Source organism: Desulfoluna spongiiphila (assembly GCF_900101345.1).
GTDB lineage: Bacteria > Desulfobacterota > Desulfobacteria > Desulfobacterales > Desulfolunaceae > Desulfoluna > Desulfoluna spongiiphila.
The window spans coordinates 390498-410847 of sequence record NZ_FMUX01000002.1; the positions used below are offsets into that span (position 1 = coordinate 390498).

The following is a 20350-nucleotide window of genomic DNA, read 5'->3' on the forward strand; positions in this document are numbered from 1 at the left end:
CACATGCGTACGGAGAGACCCACATGGAGACGGACCACACCCTTTCAGGAAGCTGGGACCATACGGAAGGAAATATTCTCGTGGTTGACGACAACCCCGAGAATTTGAGGATCCTGGTGAAGCTGCTGACAGAAGCCGGATACAAGGTGCATGCCGCGTCCAAGGGCTCTCTGGCCTTGGGGGCGGTGGAGCGCTCCCTTCCAGACCTGATCCTTCTTGACATCAAGATGTCGGGCATGGACGGGTACGAGGTGTGTCGGCGGCTCAAATCAGACGGGCGCACCGCGGAGGTCCCCGTTATTTTTATCAGCGCCTTGGATGACGCCGAGGACAAGGTCAAAGGGTTTGGCCTCGGCTGCGCGGATTACATTACCAAGCCTTTTCAGTTTGAAGAGGTCCTGGCCCGCGTGCGGACGCACCTTGGTTTTTGCAAGCTCAAAAAGCAGCTCCATGACAAGATCAGGCTTCTCCACCATGAGATCGTGGAACGCCAGCGCGTGGAAGCCATGCTGCAGGAAAAGCATGACCAGATGGAGCAGGAGGTGGCCCAGCGCACGGCAGAGCTGAGGGAAAAGTCCCGGCACCTTGAGGAGGTCAACCAGGCGCTGAAATCCATGCTGGATCACAGGGACCTTGAAAAACGGGCCATCGAAGACAACATGGCCGTGAATCTTAAAAAATACGTCAAACCCTACCTCGAACAGATGAGAAAAACCATCGGTGGGGAGGAGCACAGAACGTCCCTGAAGATTATCGAGACAAACCTCAACGAGCTGGTGGTTCCGATTCGCAACAGCATCTCGTCAAAGTACATGGACCTGACCCCCACGGAGATCAAGGTGGCGGACCTGATTCGGCAGGACAAGGGGAGCAAGGAGATTGCCGAGCACCTGAACCTGTCCATCAGCACGGTGTCCAACTTCAGGCACAATATCCGGAAGAAGCTGGGACTGAACAACAAGAAAACCAACCTCAAAACCTATCTGTCGACCCTTGCACCATGAACGGCATCGATATGGGGGACAGTCATCGGCAGGTAGCAGGGGCTGGGGTTTTGGCCATGCGCACCAAATGCAATGTATCGAAGGGAAAGGCCATGTTTAAACCGACATTTTTTTCATCCCTGCTCTGGTCCGCATTGGTTGTGAGCCTGTCGACAGGTGTGTTTTTTGCCTGCTCTTCCCCTTCGCCCCCTCCGGAGATACGCATCGGTGTCATTGCGCCCCTTACCGGGGATTCGGACGCAAGGTGGGGAAAATCCTACGTGAACGGGGCCATGCTTGCCGCCGCCAGGATCAATGAGGACGGCGGGTTGGAGATAGACGGCCGCAAGCTCAAGGTGACCCTGACCTTTGCCGACAGCCAGGGCAATCCCCAGCTTGCGCTGAATGTGGCCCGCAAGCTCATCGCCCGCTACGAAGTGGCCGCCATTGTGGGGGCTCCCCGCAGTCAGGTCGCCATTCCCGTTGCCGCCCTTGCGGAGAGCCGCCAGATCCCCTTTGTGACCTCCATGGCCACCCACCCCCGGGTCACGGCCGGAAGACGGTTTACCTTTCGCACCATCTTCAGCGATACCTTCCAGGCGGAGGTCCTCGCCCGGTTTGCCTACCAGGATCTGGGCGCAAGGCAGGCCGCCGTGCTCTACGAGGTGACCAGCGACGACAACACCAGCCTGGCCGGACTTTTTAAAACGGAGTTCGAGGCAAAGGGCGGCCGTGTGGTGGCTTTTGAATCCTACATCACCGGGGAATCCGACTGGACTCGCCAGTTCGAAACCATCCGAGACAGCGGCGCTGAGCTCTTGTTCCTGCCCAACTTCGGCAACGAGGTGCCCCGGCAGGCACGCCTGGCGAGACAGGCCGGTATCCGCATGCCCTTTCTGGGGGGTGACGACTGGTGGGGCATTGAGACCGGAAAAGACCGCGCCGCCCTGGAAGGAGGCTTTTTCAGCACCGACTACGCCCTTGACCTGGACAGCCCGCAGAATAAAAAATTCGTCGCCTCCTACCGCGAGCGCTACAAAGAAGACCCCAACGACAACGCCGCCCACATCTACGACGCCCTGGGCCTGATCTTCAAGGTCATCGCAGAGCAGGGCCGCGTCGACTCCGAATCCATCCGCGATGGCCTGGCAGGTGTCCGGAATTACTCCGGCGTCACCGGAACCATGCGGTTCCAGGGCAGCGGCGACCCCGTCAAGAGCGCACAGATCATCCAGGTCACGGGGGGGCGCTTTATTGTGGTCAAAACCATGGCCCCCTGATGGGGTTTTGTCTTATGAATCACAGGGCCCTTAAGGTTTCAGCCGGTCATCCCGCCACTCGTTTCATCTTATCCTGCTCTTCCTTGTAAACAGCCACCATGCGATTGATTTTGGCGTACTGCCGTGTCAACAGATCCTCGGCAATGGTTCGCAGCCCCCACATTTTAAAATCGATCTGAAGGCCGTTGCCGCTTGGGTTTTCCGCCCCGTTAAGCTCATGGAAAAATCCGCCCACCGAGGTCAGCAGGCGATGAACATCCTTGATGGCATCGCACAGTTCCGCAATTTCAGACCCTGAGAACATTCCAGGGGTGGGTTGGGTATCGGGTAGGGTCATGATGGACTCCTTTTTTGTTGGTGAATGGTGAATGGCGGCGGTGATGCTGTCCGCCCCCATGGAACACTCAAACCCGAGCCACCGTACATGAGTCCTCACCCCGTAGGGTGCACTCCGTGCACCATGCCCGGGACCGTCGGACAGCTGAAAATGGCCGCAGTGACCGCTACCCGACACGCATGGCATCTCACCGCTGTTGATGAATAAGCCTGTGAATCACGGCAACGGAACCACGACCTTCAAGCCGTGGTGTTGCGTTGTTTATTCGTAGGAAAAAAGCCGCACAGGAGTGCGGCGCTCCAGGGCGACACATGATAGCGCCATCAGTTTTGCCTTTGTAAAGCCTGAGCATATCGATGCCGTTACCACTTGCTGTTTTCTGATTTCCATTCACGATGCTGCTCGAGATCGTAAGGTCGTAAGACATGGTCGCAGCGATCGCTACCCACCACGTGACTCACACAAAAAAAAATCAATACACAACTGGTAACTAATCAGCTGTTATAGGGATAGTTTCGGCGGTAAGAATTGCGAAGCCACCATGAACGCTGGTCGAAGTGCGCTTTCTCCTATGTATCGGCAAAGGCGAAAGTCTCTATTGAATCTATCAATATGCTCCTGTTTTTTTATTCGGATTAGCAGTTTGACTTAAAAGCTATTTCTCAATTAGGGTCTCGGGGTTGAAATGGCGGCCCACAGGGGACTTCAGGTTTGTTGATGAACCTTCTCCCTGGGGCGACTGCGCGACGGTTAAAGGCGTGCATCATGAGGTAACCGACCAACCAAGGAGAGGAAAGGTGGCTTTTTTAGAGGCTTCCAAGGTGAGCAAAAGCTACCGAGACAAAGAGAACCGGGAAATTGTCGCTCTTTCGGATTTTACGTTGTCGGTGCAGGAGCGTGAATTCATCACCATCATCGGGCCGAGCGGATGCGGGAAGTCATCGTTTCTGTTTCTTGCCGCCGGGCTGGAACCCTTAACCTCTGGGGTCCTCGAGTTTCACGGGGAACCTGTCACAGGGCCTGACCCGCTTAGCGCCATGGTGTTTCAGGAGTACCTTCTTTTTCCATGGAAAACCGTGCAGCAAAATATTGAGTTTGGGCCTGAGTTGCGGCATGTCCCCCCTGACCAGCGCCGGGAGGTGTCCGGTAACCTGATCAAGATGGTGGGGCTCGAAGGCTTTGAGAAACGGTACCCCCATGAGTTGAGCGGGGGGATGCAGCAGCGGGTTTCCATTGCCCGGGCCCTTGCCAACAATCCGAAGCTGATTTTAATGGACGAGCCGTTTGGGGCCCTGGACGCCTTGACCCGTGAGACGCTTCAGGTCGAGCTGCTGAAAATCTGGCAGCAGGCCAAATGCACGGTGTTGTTTGTCACCCACAGTATCTCCGAGGCAGTTTATCTGGCCGACCGGGTGGTGGTGGTCAGCAAGCGTCCGGGAACGATCAAAGAGGTAGTCGACATCGACCTTCCCCGGCCCCGGGACCGGGAGATGTTTACCTCCCCCAGGTTCATTGAGTATGAGCGGTATTTAAAAGCCATGATTTTAGACGACATATAGGAGCGGGCGTATGGATGGTTCCGTCAAGAGTCTTTCTCAGCCAACGGGTCTGGTGGAGAGGGCCGACCTGATTTTTCCCCTTACGGCCCTGTTGGTGAAGTGTAGGAAACTGGGCTCTCCCCTGATGTGCCTGGTGGCCTGGGAGGTGATCGTACGCCTTGGGCTGATCAATCCCTTTTTTTGCCCGGCCCCCACCTCCATTGTCAGGGAGCTTTATGCCCTGGCCTTTACGGGGGAGCTGTGGATGCATCTTTACGACAGCGTTTCAAGGGCGGTCTACGGCTATTTTCTTGCCTCATTGCTTGGGGTTGGTGTCGGTTTGGCTGTGGCCGGATCTCGGGTTATGGAGGCGTTGTTCGATCCCCTGATCGAATTGATTCGGCCGGTCTCAACCTTTGCCGTGATTCCTATTTTTTTCATCTGGTTCGGCATCGGTGATGTCTCAAAGGTGTTGATCATCACCAAGGCCTGTTTTTTCCCCATTGTCCTGAACACCATCGCCGGGATCCGGGGGGTCGACCCCAAGCTGATCCAGGCGGCGCGCTCCTTGGGGGCCGAGGGGTTCACCCTCTGGTCTCGGGTGCTGATTCCTTCGGCCCTGCCCGTGATCCTGACGGGCATGCGTGTGGCAACCTCCATGTCTGTCACCACCCTTGTCGGGGTTGAGATGCTTTCAGCAGATTCGGGGATCGGCTTCATGGTGATCGATGCCCAGCGGGTGTTTGCCACGGAAAAAATGTTTGCCGGTATTCTTGTCCTGTCGGCCCTGGGGTTCTCTTTTGATCGCATTGCCCGGATCATCCAGAATCGCGTTTTGGCTTGGCATAAAGGGATGTAGGGCTGCCTGTGTTTCTGGGACCATGATCAGGGGCGATTCATGAACGATGATGGGGACGCTTCGCGCTTTGGGTGCCCATCCTACAGGGGTCGGGTACATGCCAGACTCACTATGAAACGAGCGAATGTGATCACCCTGAGGCACGAAGGGGGGGAGCATTCGCAACCTGCTTTCAAGGTGGCACACCTTGCCGCCGGAGGCATTTTTTTTACACCCTTAACAGTACGGAGATTTAATGAAGAGGTTTATCGTTGTACCGTTTCTGGCCCTTTTTTTGGTGGCCGGCACAGGGTTGCCGGCATCGGTGGCCGGGGAGCTGCCGGTGCTCAGGCTCTCCTATTTCCGGGATATTGATGAGCTGCCCTTTTATGTCGGGCTTGAGAAAGGCTTTTTTGAAGAGGAAGGAGTCAAGGTGGAGCTGGTGCGCATCGGCGGCGCCACCAATATCATGGCCGCGGCCATGAGGGGAGAGATTCAAGGGGGGAACATTCCCGTGCCCGCTTTGTTTCATGCCTCTCTCAGGAAGATTCCCCTGAAGGTTGTCTCCTGGCTTGGGACCTCCCACCCCGGAACAAAATGCGGCCTTCATGTGGGCAAGGGCTCTGCCATCCGAACCGTCGGGGACCTCAAGGGAAAGCGCATTGCCTTGAGCGGGTCCATCGTCTCAAAGACCATCCTGTCGGAAGCCCTGGATCAGGCCGGGCTGACCATGAAGGACGTCAAGCCCATGCTTGGCATCGACATGCAGGAGCCTATGAAATACGAGGCGGTGTTAAACAGCAGTCAGGTGCATGCCATCATCACCTGAGATCCTGTCGCGACTATGCTGGAAGTGCATGGTGTGAGCAGGCTTTTATCATCGTTTCATGATATTATTCCTGATTTTGTATTCAGCGGCGTTTTTTTCAGTGATACCTTTTTAGATTCCCACCCAGAGCAGGCGAGGGCCTTTTTGAGGGGACTTGTAAAATCTTTTGTTTTCATCCGAGAGCATGAGGCAGAGGCCAGGGAGTTTATCCCGAAACATACGGGCGTGGAGTTGGATGTTGCCCGGGTGTGCGCCCTTCGTCGTTTCAGTGTCACCGGCAGGGAACCCGACGGGTTCATCGATAATCAACGGGACCTGATGGTGAAATTCGGTTCCTTGAGCCGATCCGTCACCCTGGATCCTGTGATTGATTACAGCTACCTGCCCCCATTAGGAGAGAAATAACGTTGATGAACCGTATACGCATGATTATGGTTTTGTGTCTCCTGGTCCCATTGATTGGAGGATGCGCCGGCCTTGCCGATAAGAACGGTCAGGGCCATAGGGGCAGCGCCGATCGTTTTTCGAGCTCTGTCCCTAAAGGGTGGCAGTCTCTGACCACGCTGCCCCTGAAGTATCAAGACCTTCCGGGGATTGAGGCGGGGGAAGAGATCCTGGGCATCGTTGCGAGCCCGGACGGGTCCGGCGTTCTCCTTTGGTTGAACCAGACGACTCCGGTGGCCATGGAGGTGTTTCAGAAAGATGTCTATGGCATGATGGATCAACGTGGGAAAGCGTTTAAAGCCGATAAACGCGTCAAAAAATATCGCTGCATGAACTCATACAAGCCCTATGGGGATCTGTATGGTATCGACAGCTATTATGAGTACTGGAAGTGCCAGGACAGCCGCGGGAAGGTCAAGGGGGTACGGCGTACCTATTTTGTCTCCTCGGGGGACCAGGCCGTCTCTTCGGTGTCCAAGGTTTTGTACTCCAACTTTGCTGCTTATGACAGCCACCTTATGGCGTTTTCCGACGTCAGCGTGTCTGAAACCGATTAAAGAAAACGCCCGCACCTCGTGGGGTGGAGGCGTTTGATTGGTTAAAAAAAGCCCCCGGCGTCCCCGCCGGGGGTCGACACCAATGAACTCTGCCCAGCGGTCCTTCCCAGCATCGTCATCCAGCGGTTAACCACATGCTGTTTTGAAAAGGCATCCGCTCTTTCAGATGTGTCGGTTGATCCCTTTCATTTACCCTTCATTTTTCATTTCCAGTCGGTGCCATATATTTGATATTGCGAGGCTCCACCAGACGTTTCAGATCAAGCCAGAACTGAGCCCGCGGTTCCGAATCCGGTGGCTGTTGAATCGGCAACTCAAGGAAGGGAACCTCCATGTTCAAGGCATGGAATTTTTCAGATAGAATTTCAGCCATAATGCCCATGAGTAAAGGCGCTTCAGGGTCAGGGTTTTCAATGGGAATGGGCGACTCCGTGTTGTACCTGTTCACCTTGTGCTTGCCCCAGTGGATGCCGCAGGTCGGGCTGTTGCGCAGTCCGATATAGCCTACCAGGCGAAAACCATTTTTCAGGAATTCTTCAACCATGAGAAAGGGGGTTTGCAGAAGCTCTTTGCAATGATTGCGGAAAAAAATATTGTCATATTGCTGCCTGCCCTGGGGGTTGCGCTGCAATCCCATGGCGGTTGTTTCCGGGCAGGGGTATTGAATGATGCCGACCCGTAATTTCATAAAATAATCCACCAATTCATGGGACAAGGGGAAATTTTGCCCAAGCACGTGAACGCGGCAGTATGGGTTGATCAAACACTGCGCGACCAAAATGATTTTTTTGTCTTTTTTACCCATGATGGGTTTCCTTAATCTACGGATGGGGGGATGGAGATCTCTGGATGTGGGTGATGGCAGGACGCGTCCCTAACCCGGATATTTTATGATATCAACCTCGTTACCAGGAGTCGCTTGGGTGCGTTGTGTGCACTCGGCATGGATGGGGGCATGTGGGGGAAGGTCGGTGCTGTATGGGTTTTTGACGTTTGAATCTATCTTAACTTACAATGGTTTAGCATAGCGCTGTAGCCAAGGCAAGGGTGGCGCGTGTGGTGCCGTGCCCATCGGGCGAGTGCACAACCGTCAACGCCCGGTAACATAGGGGCCGCTCGGATCTTTTGTCCCGTAACAATTGGGTGACGGTCAACCGGCGACAACCTCATGCTGTTTTAAAAAGGTACCCAATCTGCAAAATGTGTAGGTTCGACACACCCCTATTCCATCTGCTCCTCAAGGCTGTCGATGCAGGCCTGCCAATCCCTTTGGCGGCTTTTGCCTCCAGAGTGCAGCAGCTCCCGGAACCGGCTGATCAGCCGGTTCATGACGGCTGGGGGCAGGTAGTCCTCGGCGCAATCGATGAGAGCAATCCGCACGCCGCAGGTATCGGTGCGGGTTAAGTCAAAGACCCGGTCTGCGAGGTCTTCTTTTGTCGGATGGTGGGGGGCATAAGACAAAAAGAGGTCCCTGGCTTTATGGGTGTAGACGTCTCCTACCTCTCCGCCGGAATCATCGCACAGTTCAAAGACCGCCTCATCGGTCTCAAAAAAGTCCAGCACCAGCTCTACGCCCAGGCAAGGTTTTTCGGCTGCTCCTGCGTAAATATCATCCAAGATACCGACCAGGTGGTTGGCAAGGGTTGAGGTCTCTTCCCATGGGAGATGCTTTTCGTTGCTTTTGAACTCGGACAGTTTTTCCCTGGCCCTCTCCACGTTTTCATCCGCTGTGGCCAGCATGCGCGAGATCACATCAAACACGTCGGGATGGGTATTTCCCAATTCCAGCAGAGCGTCTGCCAGGGTCCCTTCGCCCAAAGCCATTAATCGCTGTTTTGTGTCGTCACTCATCGATAGAATACCTCGTAAAAATTCATATAACCACATTGAATGTTTCATGATCAAAACATGAATGACGGCAAAAAACCATCTCAAATGACATGGCATGCATCCCCTGCAGGGCTTACCTGTCCATGGACAGGGTAGCATCGGTAAGCCGAAGACAACCGTTCCTGTTGTTGCGTTCCATGGGCCTTTAAAAAAGCCGCACAGGAGTGCGGCGCTCCAGTACGGCATGGGGTTACGGTATGTTTAGCCCGGATATTTCATGAAAAACGACGAAATTAAAGGAATGGAATCTTATTGCGGTTTATTATTCTCAATTGGGCTCGCTGATGTTGAGCCGGTCGATTTTGGTCAGCAGGGTTTTGTAGCTGATTTTTAGGATCTTTGAGGCATGGGTCCGGTTCCAGTTGGTGCGGTCCAGGACCTGGGAGATCACCTCTTTTTCCACGATGTCGGTGGCGGTTTTTTTGATGGCTTTAAGGGAGAAGGCCTCCATGGCTTCCGGGGTGCCGGCGGCCATGGTGCGGATCTTTTCCACGAGGCTGCCGTAGGTGGTGGGCGTGGTACCGGGGGCGTTGTCGGGTGGGGCAGGATGTTCGTGGAGGATCTCGGAGAGGGTCTCTTCGTCGCAGCCGATGAGAAGGATCCGCTGCAGGATGCTCACGAGCTGACGGACGTTGCCGGGCCAGGAGAAACTGCAGAGCCTGCCGTAGGTGTGGGTGTTCAGGGGGGCGATGACCCGGTCCGGGTACTTGTCCTGATAGAGGCGGGTGTAGTGGGAGATGAGTTCGGGGATGTCCTCGGGCCGCTCGCGTAAGGGGGGGATATTGATCTGGATCATGTTAAGGCGGTAGTAGAGGTCCTCCCGGAATTTTTTTTCTTCGATCCTCTGCTTGAGGTCGTGGTTGGTGGCCGAGATCACCCAGGTGTTGGAGGTGATGTTGGTCTCCGAACCCAGGCGGCTGTACTCCCCGCTCTGGAGGACGTGCAGGAGCTTGGCCTGGAGGTGAAAGCTCATGTCCCCGATTTCGTCCAGAAAGAGCACGCCCCCGTCGGCTATTTCAAATTTACCCTTCCGCTTGCGGTGGGCCCCGGTGTAGGCCCCCTGTTCCACCCCGAAGAGCTCGCTTTCAAGGAGGGTGTCGGGGATGGCCGCGCAGTTCACTTTCACGAATTCTTTTTTACGCCGGGGTGAGAGCTCGTAGAGAACCCGCGCCACCACCTCCTTGCCGACCCCGGTTTCTCCGGTGATGACAACGTTTAATGAGGTGTCCTGGGAGACCAGGCGGATGATCTCACGGATTTTCTGGATGCTGGGGCTTGAGCCCACAAGGGGTGTGTCCATGGCGTTGCCTGTTTTGGGGTCCGGGTGCATTAATGTGGCAGTATCGGGGGAGGGGAGAGGAGGTGCGGCGCGTCAGGCGTTGCCGCATGCCGGGCCTCTGCGGTGGGCCGAGGGGCCGGGCATGGGTGCTCGGTGGCACCGAGCGGGCCGTGGGTCGGGAAAGCGCACAACGGGTCGTTTTGCCGTGTCCCTAATACTTATGACCGCCTTGCAACACACCGGATCAAAAGGTGGCGATGGCCACCTTCGGCCATGGGTCGCAAGGCAATTTCAGACGGCGATTTTTTTGCGAAAGGAGGCATGGGCGAGACTCTGTTCGGGGCGTGCCGACCTCCCTTGGCGCGCATCGCGTCATACGCGTCTGTGATGAACGATTGTGCATGGGAAATCATGCCAAGTCGCCAATTTTCTAAAACATGAATAGTGTTGAATCTTGATAAATAATAGATTATTATAAATGCCATATCAAGCTCAAAGTTCCCTGTCTGGTTTCTCCTGATCCTCCTCTCTGCGGGTGTTTCACAATTTCCAATTGCCTATTTCATGAGTCTGTTTAGTGCCGGCCGACGGTATTGCGGGAAGTTTGCAGGATCGGTGTCACGTGACGCGCTGGATGCCGATTGCGACAGGGCTCACGCAGGACTCACCTGTCCTTTTCCACGTCTGTGGAAGAGTCGTTTACCGATTCGTACGGTCTGCTGTCCCTTTATCCATTCACCGAAAAGACGGCCCTCATCGCTCACCGGTACGGCTCTGGCTTGCAGAGCCCGTCAATGATTGCTGGAGGATATATGAAAGGCATCCAACGCGATAAAAACGACATGGAGTTTTACATCGGGATGGTGGCCAAATGGTATTGGATCGTCCTGATTACCCTCGCCCTTTCCCTGATTTTCGGGATTTATCGTGTGTTGACCCTGCAGAATTTCTACGAGGCCCGGACCGTGATCCTGGTCCAGCCCCAGAACCTTCCCCCGGACGTGGTGCGAACCATCGTGGCCGAGGACACCAACATCCGCATCACCACCCTTTCCCAGCGTATCCAGAGCCGGACCAACCTGGAAAAAATCATTGAGGAGTTTGATCTGTTTTCCGGTGAGGGCAGTCAGGAGATGTTCATGGAGGACAAGGTCGCCGTGATGAGAAAGCGCATCTCCGTGGACCTGACCCGGGGGCGCAACCGCAACGCCGACTCCTTCACCGTCTCCTACCGGGGGACCGATCCCGTGCGGGTGACCCAGATCACCGAAGCCCTGGCTGCCAACATCATCGACGAGAACCTGAAACTGCGGGAGAGCCTGGTCCTGGGGACCAACTCTTTTCTGGAGGCCGAGCTCAAGGCCATGCGGGTCAAGCTGGTGAAAACGGAAACCGGGCTCAAGGAGTACCGGGAGCGTTACATGGGCGGACTGCCCGAGCAGCTGGAGAGCAACCTGAGCATTCTGGATTCCTTGAACGAGCGCCTTACCCATGTGCGCAACGAGGTGAGGATGTCCAAGGAACGGCTGGACCTTTTCCTCCAGCGGTCCAATCGGCCCGTGGACACAACCGTGGATGACGTGCCCGGGCGGTCCCTGAGCAAGGAGCAGGAGCTGGAGCGCCTGCGCGAAGAACTCAATTTTCGGCTGAAACGCTACACCGAGTTTCACCCGGATGTCCTGCAGGTGAAGTCGGCCATCCGGCAGCTGGAGTCCGAGCCCGACGAGGTGGTGGCCGAGCGGCCACGGTCCCGGCCCCTCTCGGCCTTTGAGCAGCAGAGGGCCGATCTTCTGGCCGAGATCCGGATGAACGAGAAAGAGCGGGACGCCCTGGTGGCACAGATCCGGGTTTACAAGAAGCGGGTGGAGGACACGCCCAAACGGGAGCAGGAGCTGATTTCCCTGCAGAGGGACTACGACAACATCAGAAGCGCCTACCACTCCCTGTTGAACCGGCAGATCGAATCCCAGATCGCCGTGAACATGGAAAAACAGCAGAAAGGCGGCCAGTTCCGCATCATCGATCCTGCCAGGGTGCCTGAAAAGCCCATGGTCCCGGACATGCAGAAGGTGGTGCTTTTTATCCTGGTGGCGGGCCTTGGCCTCGGGTGCGGCATCGTGGCCATGCTGGAGCTGATGATGCCGACCTTTCGCGGGGCCGGGTCCGTGGAGGTGTATACCGCGGTTCCCGTCATCGCCAATATCCCGACCATTGAGTACGGCTCCGGGATCAAACGGTTTTTTCTGACGAGGGTTCTTCCCGTGGCGGGCTGCCTGACGACGGTGTGCCTGCTGGGGACCCTCCTTGGCCTGGTCTATATCAAGGGGTGACACGATGGGGCATTTTTCCAAAGCACTTGAAAAAAGAGACTCTGAGCGTGGTGACAAACCGGTTGTCTCGACACCCGACAAGGTGAAAAACGAGGTGCCGGCGGACGGGAGCAGGGCCGACGACCACAGGGCGGCCGAGCAGAAGCCCGGCGCCGCAGGCCATCCCCTGGTGGTCCTTTCTGACCCCTGGAGCTACAGCTCAGAGCAGTTTCGGTCCATCAAGACCACGATCATGTTCCCCGAAGACGGGAAGAAGCGCCGTCTGATCCTTGTGACCAGCTCGGTGCCCGCCGAAGGGAAATCCTTTGTGGCAACCAACGTGGCGGCGGCCATCGCCGGCAGCCTGGACAACCAGGTGATGGTCATCGACAGCGACCTGAGGCGTCCCACCGTGGCGGATATTTTTGCCCTGCCGCCGGATGCCAAGGGCCTGGAGGCCTATCTGAACAACCAGTGTCCCCTTGACGACGTGGTCTACCCCACCCACATGGAAAAACTCTCTGTGATTCCTGCCGGAAAAGCCGTGGAAAACCCGTCTGAGCTCATCTCTTCCTCCACCATGGTCCAGCTTCTGGACGACGTGCGGGACCGGTACTCGGATCGCTATGTCATCATCGACTCCCCGCCCCCTCTGTTCGCCCCGGAAACCATTGCCCTGTCCCGGCACGTGGACGGAATCGTTATTGTTATCCGAAACGACAAAACCTCCAAACGGGTGGTGGCGGACATGCTGGACAAGGTGGACCGCACCAAGGTGATCGGCATCGTCCTCAACAGGTACGACGTCCCCTTTGCCCGGGACCGGGGGTACAAAGAGTACTACGCGTACAGGAAAGGAGCCGGGAACGGGAGCAGGGACCCCGGTAAAAAATGAACCCGCGGTATGCCGTGACGGGGCGCGTCGTCCCCATACGGGACAAGCGGGAATGACCCCCACCAACGGCTCAGGCGTGCCAAGACCATGATCAATTTATTCGAAAAATACTACACGATTCGAAACATCTTTCTGATCCTCCTGGAGAGCCTCCTGCTCTACGTGAGTATTCTGCTCACCTGGTTCATCGTCTCCGGGGGGAGCCGGTGGATCGATTACTCCGGCCTTCACCTGAAGGCGGCCTTCATTATCATCGTCTGTGTGTTCTGCCTGTACTGCAACAATGTGTACAGCATCAAGGACATTACCGGCTACATGGACCTGGCCATCAAGCTGTTTCAATCCCTGGGCATGGCCCTGATCCTTCTTGCCTTGTTTTACATCGGGTTCAGCCAGGCCAGCCTTCGAACCGGGTTCTTTTTTGTCTACGTGCCCGTGGTGGTCGCCGTGCTGTCGACGTGGCGGTTTGTCTATGTCTTTGTCCTTAAAACAGGGCTGTTGAACCAGAGAATCCTGGTGGTGGGGGACGGGGATTTTGCCGTGGACATCTGCCGGGAGATCGAACGGGAGATCGACAGCGGGTACAGCGTGGAAGTCCTGGTCACGGAAAAACACGTGGACGGGCTCGATACCCTCAGTACCCCGCATCACCACTCCTATGAGAGGCTGGCGAAAACCGCCGAGGAGTTCGAGGTGGAGCGCATCGTGGTCGCCCTTAAAGAGAAGCGGGGCAGCCTTCCTGTGGAGGAGCTTCTTTTGTGCCGCATGAACGGCATCGACGTGGTGGACGGGAACACCTTTTACGAGATGCTCACCGGAAAATTCCTGGTCTCCTCCATCAACCCGGCGTGGCTTATTTTTTCCGGCGGGTTCAGAAAAGGCCGGGTGCGCAGCATGCTCAAACGGTTGGAGGACATCGTGGTCTCCACCATCCTGCTTATTCTTTTCTCCCCGGTGATGCTGGTGGCCGCCATTTTCATCAAGCTGGACTCTCGGGGGCCGCTCCTGTTTGCCCAAGAGCGCCTGGGGAAGGGGCATAAGCCCTACAGGCTTTTTAAGCTCAGGTCCATGGTGGAGAACGCGGAGAAGGAGTCCGGTCCTGTCTGGGCCTTGAAAAATGACACACGGGTGACCCGGGTGGGGCTCTTTATCCGCAAGTGGCGCGTGGACGAGCTTCCCCAGCTGTTCAACGTCCTGAAAGGGGACATGAGCCTGGTGGGCCCCCGGCCGGAGAGGGCGCATTTTGTCAAGCAGCTTGAGACAGAGCTTCCCTACTACGCGGAACGCTTCACCGTGCGTCCCGGTGTGACGGGGTGGGCCCAGGTCCGGTACGGGTACGGCGATTCCGTGGAGGATGCCATGGAAAAGCTCAACTACGACCTGTTTTATATCAAGAACATGAGCCTGTTCATGGACATCGTGATCATTTTTCGCACGGTCAGGACGGTTCTGTTCGGGGTGGGGGCGCGATAGGCACCTCCGGGCCCCTGTACGGCAAGGCACAATCTGCATTGCAATTCCCGGGGGGAAATGCCGCGTCAGACGCTGAACGGTTCGGTTTTTTCTCAATTATCTGTCAACCAAAAATCAACGTTTAAAGAGGGTTGTGTAACCCGAGGGGCGGAGCTATGTCTAATCAATCGCGTGTGGCTGGCATTCTGGCGTTGTGTCTGATGGTGACCCTGGGGGCGGGGATCGGCGCTGCCCTGGCTGAAACAAAGAAGTCAACGGTCCAAAAGAGCCCCGAGAGCTACTCGTTGGGGTACGGGGATATCATTGACGTCCTTGTGTGGAAGGAACCCGATTTCTCCCTTGAAAACACCGTGATCCGGCTGGACGGGAAGATCACCCTTCCCCTGGTGAGCGATGTGACGGCTGCGGGCAGGACCACCCGGCAGCTGAAGTCGACCCTTGAGAGCGTGCTGCGCAAGTACATCGACAACCCGGTGGTCACGGTGATCCTGAGGGAGGCGCGAAGCCAGCGGTTTTACATTCTGGGGGAGGTGATCCAGGCTGGCGAGTACCCCTTGTCCAAGGAGCTGACGGTGCTCCAGGCCTTTGCCATCGCAGGCGGGTTTACCGAATGGGCCAACAAGAAAGAGATCTTCGTGCTGAGGCGAAACGACAAAGGGGACTCGATGATCCGCATCAATTACCACGATATCCTGTCGGGCAAGGACCTGAAGGGCAATATTGTGCTCCTGGCCGATGACACCATCATGGTGCCCTGATGATGAGGACGCGCAGGACGGCAACAGACAGCCGCAAATGGGTGGTCCCCGCGCTGGTGTTTCTGGTCGTCGCCCTGGGCGGAGGCGTGCTGACGGAGCCCGTACGGGCCGATGTGCGCCTCGGGCTGGAAACCCAGGTGGAATACAACGACAACCTGTTCCTGGACGAAGGGGACGAGACCGACGATATCATCTACCGCGTCGCGCCCTGGATCGAGGCCACAAAGCAGTGGCAGCGCCTCTTGACGGAACTGAGATACCAGCCTCGCTTTACCTGGTACGACGAAAACACGGACCTGGATTTCACCGGGCACAATGCGGACCTGGTGCTGTCCGGGAACGTCTCCCGCAACGTCAATCTGGCGCTGGACACCCGGTTTGTCCGAAGCGAAGAGGAGAACCGGGACCGGTTCAATTCCCAGCGATCCTCCCGCCTGCCCTACACCAACTTCTTTTCAAGTCTCACCGGTACCTGGCTTACCGGCAGGGATGAGAACCTGGGCTTTGTCGTGAGCGGGGAGGACCTGGACTACGATGAGGAGAGCCTCTCCCAGGACGGAAGGGAGTATGAGGGGCGAATCAATGGCCGGCACCGGATTCAGGACCTGGATTTTGCCACCTTTGACGTGGGCTACGCCACCGGGGAGTACGAAGACGACACCACCTATGACGTCTTCAACGGCGTGGTGGGGGGCGAGCGCGGTATCGACCGGCAACGGCGCCTGTTTGCCCGGCTGGGGTTTTCCACCACCTCCGGGGACGCCAGGGCAAACTACAACACCTTGAACCCCCTGGTGGGCATCGCAGGGGAGAAGAAAAATCTTCAATACGATGTCGGGGCCGGTTTTCTGGTCTACGACCAGGATGATGCCGACACCGAGATCTACCCCTCTCTGGTGGCCAATGTGGTGGCCACTCACGGGTGGCGCCGGGGCGAGGTGGTGCTGACCTTTACCAGCGGGTACGAAGAGGAGTTTCTGGAGTCGGAGAACCCCGGGTTCAACACCTATGCCCTTACAAGGGCCACGGGCATCTACAGCCTCACCCAGGACTGGCGGTGCAGCGCACTGGGCGAGTTGCGGGGGGACGCTTACGAGGACAACCGCCCCAATCAGGATGACCGCAAGGACCTCTCCCTGGTTGTGGGGGGCGGCATCGAATACCAGCTGATGCGTCGGGCCGTCGTGCGCCTGGATTATACCTTCCGGGCACGGGAGTCCGAGGACAATACCTTTGAGTACAAGGAAAACAGGGTGCTGATGACCTTGAACCTCTTCACGCTGTGATGTGTCGGGGAAAAAGGGAATCGGCGTCCGAGCAAATGAGGGCGCGAGGTGACGGACCATGCACAGGGCCGAACCGCTGGCAAGGGCAGATGAGCATCAACATGGCGGTCTGGCACAGGATGCCGTGGGGCAGGAGCCCCCGGTGTTCCTGCTGACCGTGGATGTGGAAGACTGGTTCCAGGTGGAGAACTTCAAGCCCTGGATTCCCTTTGACTCCTGGGGCAGCCGGGAGCTTCGCGTGGTGGACAACACCCTGCGGCTCCTGGACAGCCTGGAGACCCTGGGCGGTGATCGTCCCGTCAGGGCCACCTTTTTTATCCTCGGGTGGGTGGCCGCCAGGTGCCCGGAGCTTGTCCGGGAGATGGACGCCCGGGGCCACGAGGTGGCATCCCACGGGTACAACCACCGGCTGGTGCCCACCTGCTCCGACACGGAGCTGGCCGAGGACCTGGTATCGAGCCGCCACTGCCTTGAGGACATCTTGGGGAAACCCGTGGCGGGATACAGGGCCCCCAGTTTTTCCATCGAGCCGCGCCTGATCCGGCTCCTGGCCGAATGCGAGTATCGCTACGATGCCAGCTACAACTCCTTTTCGGGAAACGCCCGCTACGGCAGCTTCGACGACATGCCCCCGGCGGATCGCGGGGTGGCCCTGCTTTCCAACGGGCTCTACGAGCTCCCGGTGAGCAACCTGACCGTGGCCGGTCGAAAGGTGCCGTGGGGGGGCGGGGGCTTTTTCCGCCTGATTCCCAAACACCTGTACGCGGCAGGGGTCAAGTCCGAGGCCGCCCGAGACGGGGTGTTTCATTTCTATCTCCACCCCTGGGAGATCGACCCGGGCCAGCCGCGGGTTCGTCAGGCCTCGGCCATGTTCAAGTTTCGCCATTACCTCAACCTGGGCCACTGCCTCGCCAAGCTCACCTACCTTCTGGACCACCTCGACGGGTTTGTTTTTTCCACCTGCTCCGAACACCTCTCCCATGTCACAGAAAAAGCGTAAAAGCTGCTTCCGACGGACCTGCCGGGGGCTAATCTTTAAAAAACTCTTTTTGAATGAATGCCGTTTTAAACGCGAATGTGATTTTCCCTGAGGAACGAAGGGGAAAGCGCATTCGCAACGTGCTTTCAAGGTGGCACACCTTGCCGCCGGAGGCATCTTTTTTGTTTTTACCATGAGCCCTCTTGCCCCTGTCGTTCATCCGACTTTAACCATAGAAGGCATCGCTTTATTAAGCGCCTTGGGGACTCCCCATGCACATCATCAGCACGGACACAGACCGGGGCATCGCCCCGGAAGCCTGGAACGCCTACCTGGCCGCCCATGACAACGGCTCGCTCTACGCCATGGCCCAGTGGGGCGATGTGGTCCGGGAGGTCTACGGCCACCGGGGCATCCGCCTTGCGGCCTTTGAGACGCGCCATGGCGCCGAAGAGGTGGTGGGCGTGCTCCCCCTGGTGGACATGCGGTCCCGGATTTTTGGTCACAAGCTCGTCTCCATGCCCTATGTGGATATGGCCGGGGTGGTGGCCGACAGCCCGGAAATCGAGCGGGCCCTTGTGGAACGGGCCCTTGAACTCGGCAAAGAGGCCGGGGCCGATTGTGTGGAGGTGCGTCAGGCCATGGCGCTCTCCTCCCTTGGGGAGGAAGGGGGCCAGGGAATAGGGGAAGGGGATCACACCCTTTCCGTGACCCAGGACAAAGCGCGCATGGTCCTGGCCCTTCCGGATTCATCGGAGGCGCTGTGGAGCTCTTTTAAGTCCAAACTCAGGAACCAGATCTCCCGGGGCACAAAGGAAGGCCTCACGGTCCGGGTGGGGGGCGATGAGCTGGTTTCTGCCTTTTACACGGTGTTTGCCGAAAATATGCGGGACCTGGGCTCGCCGGTTCACGCCAAAAAGTTGTTTTACCGCGTCATGGAAACCTTTACGGGCAAGGCTCGGATCGTCCTTGTTGAAAAAGAGGGAGAGCCCGTGTCCGCGGCCATGGTCTGTGCCTTTGAAAAGGCCCTGCAGAACCCCTGGGCCTCCACCCGGAGGCGCTTCAACAAGTTGAGCCCCAACATGCTCCTGTACTGGAGCATGCTCGAATATGCCTGCAACCAGGGGTACGCCACCTTTGATTTTGGGCGCTCCACTCCCGGTGAAGGGACCTACCGGTTTAAAAAACAGTGGGGGCCGGAGCCTTACCCCCTCTACTGGTATCGGTTTACCCCCGGAGAGGAACTCTCGGTGCCGAACCCAGCCGGCGAGCGGGATCGGTTCGGCAAGGTGATGGCCTGCTGGAAAAGACTGCCGGTTCCCGTCACCCGGATCATCGGGCCTATGGTGAGGGGGCAGATCAGCCTGTGAGACTGGGACGCACACTGCCCCCGGCCGCGGCCCCGGTATCCCTGTGGGCCGTTGCGAACGGGCTCAAGGGCCTGATGCGCGGGGCCTCGGAGGTCAGGCGTTTTGAAGGGGAGCTCAAGGCGTATCACGGTTCGGATCACGTGTTCCTCGTCTCCTCGGGCAAGGCCTGCCTCTATCTGATCTTAAAGGCCTTGCAACGCATTCACCCGGATCGCCGGGAGGTGGTGATCCCGGCCTACACCTGCTACTCCGTCCCCTCGGCCATTCGCCGGGCGGGGCTTCGCGTGTGCCTCTGCGATATCGACCCCGGCACCCTTGATTTTGATCACACCTGCCTGGAAAGGATCTTTGAAGAGAGGGGGCACGGACTCCTTGCCGTTATGCCCACCCACCTTTTCGGAGTGCCCGCCGATGTCCCCGCCATCAGAAAACTGACAGACGGCACCTCCGTAACGGCCATCGAAGACGCCGCCCAGGCCCTGGGGGGGAGTGTTCGGGGTCAGCCCCTGGGGACCTTGGGTGATGTGGGGTTTTTCAGCCTGGGGCGCGGCAAGGCCTTTACCACCGTGGAAGGGGGCGTGGTCCTGACGTCCGAAGGGGACCTGGCCGCGGCCATCACCGAAGAGCTGGCCCTCTTTGACGGGTACACGGCCCCGGAGTTTGTCGGGCTGTGTGTGCAGGCCGTTGCCCTGGCCCTTCTCATGGACCCCCGCCTCTTCTGGCTCCCCAAGGCGCTCCCCTTTTTGAAACTGGGGGAGACCCATTTTGACACCGATTTTTCCCTCAAGGGCATGTCCGGTTTTCAGGCGGGCCTGGCGCGGGGATGGCAAAAACGGCTGGCACGGGCCGCTTCCGCCCGGCGGCGGCACTCCGGTGCCTGGGCCGAGGCGTTGAACGGCACTGATGACCTGAGGCAACCCGAAATCCCGGGCCCTGCCGGGGCCCTGCTCAGGTACCCCCTTCTGGTGGCGGATTCCCATTGCAGGCAGGCCATCCTGTTGGAGAGTGAACGCCTCGGCCTGGGGGTGATGACCGCCTACCCGGAACCCTTGGACCGCCTGCCCGTCTTGAAGCCCCATACCCACAGCCCCGATTGCCCCGGGGCCTTGCAGGTGGCGCGGCAGCTGGTGACCCTGCCGGTGCATCCGTACGTGACGGGCAGGGACCGTCAAAGGATCCTGAACGTGCTCCTTGAATAAGCCACAGAGTCACAGAAGGCCCAAAAAAAACCAAAAAGGTGCCTCCGGCGGCAAGGTGAGCCACCTTGAAAGCTGGTTGCAAATGCGCTTTCCCCTTCGTTCCTCA

General features: G+C 57.7%; 19 protein-coding genes. 15 read left to right on the top strand and 4 right to left on the bottom strand.

Annotated features, from left to right (window positions below):
• The first annotated feature begins 23 nt into the window (after positions 1–23).
• Positions 24–1004, top strand: coding sequence for a response regulator (locus BLQ12_RS04720; RefSeq protein WP_092208763.1), 981 nt, complete (start codon positions 24–26; stop codon positions 1002–1004).
• Between the two features lie 92 nt (positions 1005–1096).
• The gene (locus BLQ12_RS04725; RefSeq protein ID WP_175469502.1) at positions 1097–2263 is read left to right on the top strand and encodes an ABC transporter substrate-binding protein; all 1167 of its coding nucleotides are present in this window, start codon (positions 1097–1099) and stop codon (positions 2261–2263) included.
• A gap of 46 nt (positions 2264–2309) precedes the next feature.
• On the opposite strand, the gene BLQ12_RS04730 is transcribed toward BLQ12_RS04725, so the two are convergent.
• Complete coding sequence (locus tag BLQ12_RS04730) at positions 2310–2600, bottom strand: hypothetical protein (protein ID WP_139163840.1); 291 nt, start codon at positions 2598–2600, stop codon at positions 2310–2312.
• Positions 2601–3397: 797 nt separating this feature from the next.
• Between BLQ12_RS04730 and BLQ12_RS04735 the strand changes: the two genes are divergently transcribed.
• From BLQ12_RS04735 to BLQ12_RS04755, 5 genes are all read left to right on the top strand, one after another.
• Positions 3398–4159, top strand: coding sequence for an ABC transporter ATP-binding protein (locus BLQ12_RS04735; protein ID WP_092208769.1), 762 nt, complete (start codon positions 3398–3400; stop codon positions 4157–4159).
• A 10-nt stretch (positions 4160–4169) separates the two neighbouring features.
• On the top strand, positions 4170–4997 hold the full coding sequence (locus BLQ12_RS04740) for an ABC transporter permease (RefSeq protein WP_092208772.1): 828 nt from the start codon (positions 4170–4172) through the stop codon (positions 4995–4997).
• A 235-nt stretch (positions 4998–5232) separates the two neighbouring features.
• Positions 5233–5805 carry an ABC transporter substrate-binding protein gene (locus BLQ12_RS04745; protein WP_092208774.1) on the top strand — a complete coding sequence of 191 codons (573 nt, stop codon included), beginning with the start codon at positions 5233–5235 and terminating at the stop codon, positions 5803–5805.
• A 15-nt stretch (positions 5806–5820) separates the two neighbouring features.
• On the top strand, positions 5821–6210 hold the full coding sequence (locus BLQ12_RS04750; protein WP_092208776.1) for an ABC transporter substrate-binding protein: 390 nt from the start codon (positions 5821–5823) through the stop codon (positions 6208–6210).
• A 5-nt stretch (positions 6211–6215) separates the two neighbouring features.
• Positions 6216–6806 carry a hypothetical protein gene (locus BLQ12_RS04755; RefSeq protein WP_139163841.1) on the top strand — a complete coding sequence of 197 codons (591 nt, stop codon included), beginning with the start codon at positions 6216–6218 and terminating at the stop codon, positions 6804–6806.
• A gap of 196 nt (positions 6807–7002) precedes the next feature.
• On the opposite strand, the gene BLQ12_RS04760 is transcribed toward BLQ12_RS04755, so the two are convergent.
• From BLQ12_RS04760 to BLQ12_RS04770, 3 genes are all read right to left on the bottom strand, one after another.
• The gene (locus tag BLQ12_RS04760) at positions 7003–7611 is read right to left on the bottom strand and encodes a DUF523 domain-containing protein (protein WP_092208780.1); all 609 of its coding nucleotides are present in this window, start codon (positions 7609–7611) and stop codon (positions 7003–7005) included.
• Between the two features lie 416 nt (positions 7612–8027).
• A complete protein-coding gene (locus BLQ12_RS04765) occupies positions 8028–8657 on the bottom strand; it encodes a DUF6880 family protein (protein WP_139163842.1) in 630 nt (209 codons plus the stop codon).
• Positions 8658–8964: 307 nt separating this feature from the next.
• Complete coding sequence (locus tag BLQ12_RS04770) at positions 8965–9996, bottom strand: sigma-54 interaction domain-containing protein (RefSeq protein ID WP_092208784.1); 1032 nt, start codon at positions 9994–9996, stop codon at positions 8965–8967.
• A gap of 791 nt (positions 9997–10787) precedes the next feature.
• Between BLQ12_RS04770 and BLQ12_RS04775 the strand changes: the two genes are divergently transcribed.
• The 8 genes from BLQ12_RS04775 to BLQ12_RS04810 all read left to right on the top strand — a co-directional run bounded on the left by BLQ12_RS04775 (position 10788) and on the right by BLQ12_RS04810 (position 20244).
• Complete coding sequence (locus BLQ12_RS04775) at positions 10788–12305, top strand: GumC family protein (RefSeq protein WP_175469503.1); 1518 nt, start codon at positions 10788–10790, stop codon at positions 12303–12305.
• 4 nt (positions 12306–12309) lie between these two features.
• The gene (locus BLQ12_RS04780; RefSeq protein WP_092208788.1) at positions 12310–13179 is read left to right on the top strand and encodes a polysaccharide biosynthesis tyrosine autokinase; all 870 of its coding nucleotides are present in this window, start codon (positions 12310–12312) and stop codon (positions 13177–13179) included.
• Positions 13180–13266: 87 nt separating this feature from the next.
• Positions 13267–14652, top strand: a complete 1386-nt coding sequence (locus BLQ12_RS04785) for a TIGR03013 family XrtA/PEP-CTERM system glycosyltransferase (protein ID WP_092208790.1) — start codon at positions 13267–13269, stop codon at positions 14650–14652.
• A 155-nt stretch (positions 14653–14807) separates the two neighbouring features.
• Positions 14808–15410: a polysaccharide biosynthesis/export family protein gene (locus tag BLQ12_RS04790; RefSeq protein ID WP_092208792.1), complete on the top strand. Its 603-nt coding sequence runs from the start codon at positions 14808–14810 to the stop codon at positions 15408–15410.
• The gene (locus tag BLQ12_RS04795; protein WP_092208794.1) at positions 15410–16696 is read left to right on the top strand and encodes an outer membrane beta-barrel protein; all 1287 of its coding nucleotides are present in this window, start codon (positions 15410–15412) and stop codon (positions 16694–16696) included. Before BLQ12_RS04790 ends, BLQ12_RS04795 begins: the two co-directional genes overlap by 1 nt.
• Positions 16697–16754: 58 nt before the next feature.
• Positions 16755–17696, top strand: coding sequence for a DUF3473 domain-containing protein (locus tag BLQ12_RS04800; protein WP_092208796.1), 942 nt, complete (start codon positions 16755–16757; stop codon positions 17694–17696).
• A gap of 251 nt (positions 17697–17947) precedes the next feature.
• Positions 17948–19045: a FemAB family XrtA/PEP-CTERM system-associated protein gene (locus BLQ12_RS04805; RefSeq protein ID WP_092208798.1), complete on the top strand. Its 1098-nt coding sequence runs from the start codon at positions 17948–17950 to the stop codon at positions 19043–19045.
• Positions 19042–20244 (top strand): DegT/DnrJ/EryC1/StrS family aminotransferase, encoded by a 1203-nt coding sequence (locus BLQ12_RS04810; RefSeq protein WP_092208800.1) that lies wholly within the window; start codon positions 19042–19044, stop codon positions 20242–20244. The genes BLQ12_RS04805 and BLQ12_RS04810 overlap by 4 nt, the downstream gene beginning before the upstream one ends.
• Positions 20245–20350 lie beyond the last annotated feature (106 nt).